Source organism: Pseudomonas edaphica, assembly GCF_005863185.1.
GTDB lineage: Bacteria > Pseudomonadota > Gammaproteobacteria > Pseudomonadales > Pseudomonadaceae > Aquipseudomonas > Aquipseudomonas edaphica.
The window spans coordinates 1-4,520 of record NZ_VBVZ01000512.1; the positions used below are offsets into that span (position 1 = coordinate 1).

Consider the following 4,520-nt stretch of genomic DNA (forward strand, 5'->3'; position numbering starts at 1 on the left):
GTCTGGCATTCTTGCGGCCTCAGTCGTCGAACACGAGTCTCAGGCCCATGAACCATGGCGTAAAACTTGAACCGCGCACCATCCCGGTCCCAAGCTCGATCAGCGCCCCAGCCCAGGCGACACTCCAGCGCCTGGTCGGGGCTGATGGCGTGCCGTTGAACGCACTGCACAGCATGCCCGAGCCGCACGACCACGATGGCTGGCGCCAGCTGCAAGCCGTCGTCGACCAGAACTACACCAGCGCCAATGCCGGGCAGGCGGAAGCCCTGCGCGCCAACCTGCACACCATCACAGTAGAAAGCGCCACCGTGCACGTGGCCACACCGCCGGGCCACACGCCCTTTGCCTACATCGATCTGCACGGCGGCGCACTGGTGTTCGGTGGCGGCGAAAACTGCCGTATTGCCGCCGGCAAGCAGGCCGACCTGCACAACCTGATGTGCTACGGCATTGATTACCGCATGCCGCCTGATCACCCGTACCCGGCGGCGCTGGATGACTGCGTGGCCACCTACCGCCATGTACTCAAGCACCATGCGCCTGAGCACATCGTGATTGGCGGCCGTTCGGCAGGCGGTAACCTGGCGGCGGCAATGGTCTTGCGCGCCCGTGACGAAGGGTTGCCAATGCCAGCGGCGCTGGTGCTGCTCTCGCCGGAGGTCGACCTGACCGAATCCGGCGACAGTTTCCACGTCAACCGAGGCGTCGACGTGGTTCTGCCCATGCCGCTGATGAGCACCAACCTACTGTATGCCAATGGCGCGGATTTGTCCCACCCGTACCTGTCGCCCCTGTTTGGTGATTTGGCCGGCTTCCCGCCGACCTTCCTGCAAAGCGGTACACGGGATCTGTTTCTGTCCAACACCGTGCGCATGCACCGCGCCTTGCGCCAGGCGCAGGTGCCGGCGCTGCTGCATGTGTTCGAGGCCATGCCCCATGGCGGCTTCATGGGCGCACCGGAAGATGCGGAACTGGCAGCCGAGGTCGCCGCATTTGTGCGCGAGCACCTTCGGCGGAGTTGACATATTCAGTCACATCCCCTGAAGATGGAGATCTTATTCAGGGTGTGCCAGCGCATGTCAGCAACGTCTTTCGTTAACCTTTGTGCCATTGGCTTGATTGCCAAGGCGCAAGGTTGCGTGGCGCACGCCCTTAAATCGAAGAAACAGTCGCTCATGTGACCGGGGCGCGCTGTCCCGTCAGATGAGCTGACAGGACATTGAGCGCGGCGGCCCCCTCCTCCTTCTGCACAATCCCTCTGCCCTTCTGACGGTGACTTTAGCGGTCAACCATCAGGAGAAAGTGCATGTCATCGTTTCAAGGTATCTGGGTTCCCATAGTCACGCCGTTTCAGGATGGCGCCATCGACTTTATCGGCCTGCACCGGCTGGTCGGTCACCTGCTGGAAAAACACGTCGCCGGGATCATGGTCTGCACCACCACGGGCGAAGCCGCGTCGTTGAGCCGTCAGGAGCAGCTCGCCGTGCTCGATGCCGTGCTGCAATGGGTGCCCGCACAGCGGGTGGTGATGGGGCTGGCGGGCAACAACCAGATAGAACTGCTGCACTTTCAAAGCGAAATTCTCCAGCGCCCGGTAGCCGGTCTGCTGGTGCCCGCGCCCAGCTATATCCGCCCTTCCCAGGCTGGCCTTCAGGCGTTTTTCCACACGGTGGCGGATGCCTCCAGCGTGCCGATTGTGCTCTACGACATTCCCTACCGCTCCGGCGTAACCTTCGAGCAGGCCACGTTGTTGAGCATCGTCAAACACCCGCGAATCAGCGCGATCAAAGATTGTGGCGGCAACCTGGCCAATACCCTGGCGTTGCTGGCCAGTGGTGACGTGAATGTGTTGTGCGGCGAAGACGTCCAGATTTTTAACGCGCTGTGCCTGGGCGCCAGTGGCGCGATTGCGGCCTCGGCGCATCTGCATACCGAGACCTTTGTGGCGCTGTGCCAGCAAGTGCGCGATAACCAATTGGCTGAGGCCAGGGCGACGTTTTTCACGTTATTGCCACTGATCAACACGATGTTCATGGAGTCCAACCCGGCACCGGTGAAGGCTGGGTTGGCGTTGCAGGGCTTGATCGGCAGCGAACTGCGCGCGCCGATGCAAGCTGCCAGTGCGCGCGTACAACAGGCGTTGGGCGCGCTGCTGTAAACGCCCTGTCGGGTTCATGCGCCAAAAAAAGACATCCAACGGACCGCCCGGTTGCGACCGGCGCGATCCCGGCCTATGTTCCAAGGCACGCCTTTACTTTGCTGCACCACCTCTGTCTGCTCGCAACCAAGGTGAATTCATGCCCAGCCTCCCACGTCCCGCCGTGCTCGAACTGATCGGCAACACGCCGCTGGTCAAGGTCAGCCGTTTCGATACTGGCCCTTGCACGCTGTTTCTCAAGTTGGAATCGCAAAACCCCGGTGGCTCGATCAAGGACCGTATCGGCCTGGCCATGATCGACGCCGCCGAACGTGACGGCCGCCTGCAACCGGGCGGCACCATTATCGAAGCCACCGCCGGCAACACCGGCCTGGGCCTGGCGCTGGTCGGCCGGGCCAAAGGCTACCGTGTGGTGCTGGTGGTGCCCGACAAGATGTCGACTGAAAAGGTCTTGCACCTCAAGGCCATGGGCGCCGAAGTACACATCACCCGTTCCGATGTCGGCAAGGGCCATCCCGAGTACTACCAGGATGTGGCCGCGCGCCTGGCCAAAGACATTCCCGGTTCATTCTTCGCCGACCAGTTCAACAACCCCGCCAACCCGCTGGCCCACGAAACCAGCACCGCCCCGGAAATCTGGGCGCAAACCCAGCATGATCTGGATGCGATTGTGGTCGGTGTCGGCTCGGCCGGCACCCTCACCGGGCTTACGCGCTTCTTCAAACGCGTGCAGCCCGAACTGGAAATGGTGCTGGCCGACCCGGTGGGCTCGGTGATGGCCGAATACAGCCGCAGCGGGAAAATGGAAACGCCCGGCTCCTGGGCCGTGGAAGGCATCGGCGAAGACTTTATCCCCTCGATTGCCGACCTCTCCAGTGTGCGCCATGCCTACTCCATCAGCGATGAAGAAAGCTTCGACCACGCCCGTCAGTTACTCAAGGCCGAAGGTATCCTCGGCGGCTCATCCACCGGCACCCTGCTTGCCGCCGCACTGCGTTACTGCCGCGAACAAACCGAGCCAAAACGTGTGGTCACCTTCGTCTGCGACACCGGTACGCGCTACTTGTCCAAGGTCTACAACGACCAATGGATGAACGACGCGGGCCTGTTGCAATACAAACACTACGGCGACCTGCGCGACCTGATCGCGCGGCGCTTCGAAGACGGCCGGGTGATCAGCGTGAGCCCCGACGACAGCTTGCTCACCGCCTTCCAGCGCATGCGCCTGGCGGATGTTTCGCAGCTACCGGTGTTGGTGGACGGCCGTGAATTGGTCGGCGTCATCGACGAATCCGACATCCTGCTGGGCTTGCATCAGGACGCCACACACTTTTCCATGGTGGTGGCAGACGCCATGAGCAAAACCTTGCAAACCCTGGCCCCCAGCGCCAGCCTGGCCCAATTGCAGGCGGAACTGGATCGCGGCCTGGTCGCGATTATTGCCGACACATCCGGCTTCCATGGCCTGATCACCCGCGTCGACCTGCTTAACCACCTACGGAGATCCCTTGCATGAGCCTGCCCGATAAAAGCGCGTTTGCCACCCGTGTGATCCACGCCGGGCAATCCCCCGACCCAACCACGGGCGCGCTGATGCCGCCGATCTACGCCAACTCCACCTATTTGCAGGACAGCCCCGGCGTGCACAAGGGGTTTGATTACGGGCGCTCCCACAACCCCACGCGGTTTGCCCTGGAGCGCTGCGTGGCCGACCTGGAGGGCGGCAGTGCGGCGTTTGCGTTTGCTTCGGGGCTGGCGGCGATTTCCACTGTGCTGGAACTGCTGGATGCCGGTGCGCATATTGTCTCCGGCAACGACCTGTATGGCGGCACGTTCCGGCTGTTCGACAAGGTGCGTCAACGCAGTGCCGGGCACCGTTTCAGCTTTGTCGATTTAAGCGACCTGTCGGCCTTTGAAGCCTCACTGCAGAGCGACACACGCATGGTCTGGGTCGAGACCCCGAGCAACCCGCTGCTGAGCCTCACCGACCTCAGCGCCATTGCGCGCATCTGTCGCGATCGCGGCATCATCTGCGTGGCCGATAACACCTTCGCCAGCCCATGGATCCAGCGCCCACTGGAGCTGGGCTTCGACATCGTGGTGCACTCCACCACCAAATACCTCAACGGCCACTCCGACGTGATCGGCGGTATCGCCATCGTCGGCCACAACCCGGAACTCGCCGAGCGCCTGGGCTTTTTACAAAACTCGGTCGGCGCGATTGCCGGCCCGTTCGATGCCTTCCTGACCCTGCGCGGGGTAAAAACCCTGGCACTGCGCATGGAGCGCCATTGCAGCAACGCCCTGGACCTGGCCACCTGGCTGGAACAGCAGCCGCAAGTGTCGCGGGTGTACTACCCAG

4 protein-coding genes are annotated in these 4,520 nt (G+C 62.5%); all 4 read left to right on the top strand.

Annotation, left to right across the window (positions count from 1 at the left end; all coding sequences use genetic code 11):
* Positions 1-47 precede the first annotated feature (47 nt).
* Positions 48-1,022 carry an alpha/beta hydrolase gene (locus tag FEM54_RS25445; RefSeq protein ID WP_138453537.1) on the top strand — a complete coding sequence of 325 codons (975 nt, stop codon included), beginning with the start codon at positions 48-50 and terminating at the stop codon, positions 1,020-1,022.
* A 284-nt stretch (positions 1,023-1,306) separates the two neighbouring features.
* Positions 1,307-2,158: a 4-hydroxy-tetrahydrodipicolinate synthase gene (gene dapA, locus FEM54_RS25450; RefSeq protein ID WP_138453538.1), complete on the top strand. Its 852-nt coding sequence runs from the start codon at positions 1,307-1,309 to the stop codon at positions 2,156-2,158.
* Positions 2,159-2,297: 139 nt separating this feature from the next.
* Entirely contained in the window at positions 2,298-3,674 is a 1,377-nt protein-coding gene (locus FEM54_RS25455) for a pyridoxal-phosphate dependent enzyme (RefSeq protein ID WP_017138937.1), read from the top strand.
* Positions 3,671-4,520 (top strand): trans-sulfuration enzyme family protein (locus tag FEM54_RS25460; protein WP_138453539.1); only part of this gene is annotated, 850 nt, incomplete at its 3' end. The genes FEM54_RS25455 and FEM54_RS25460, both read left to right, overlap by 4 nt.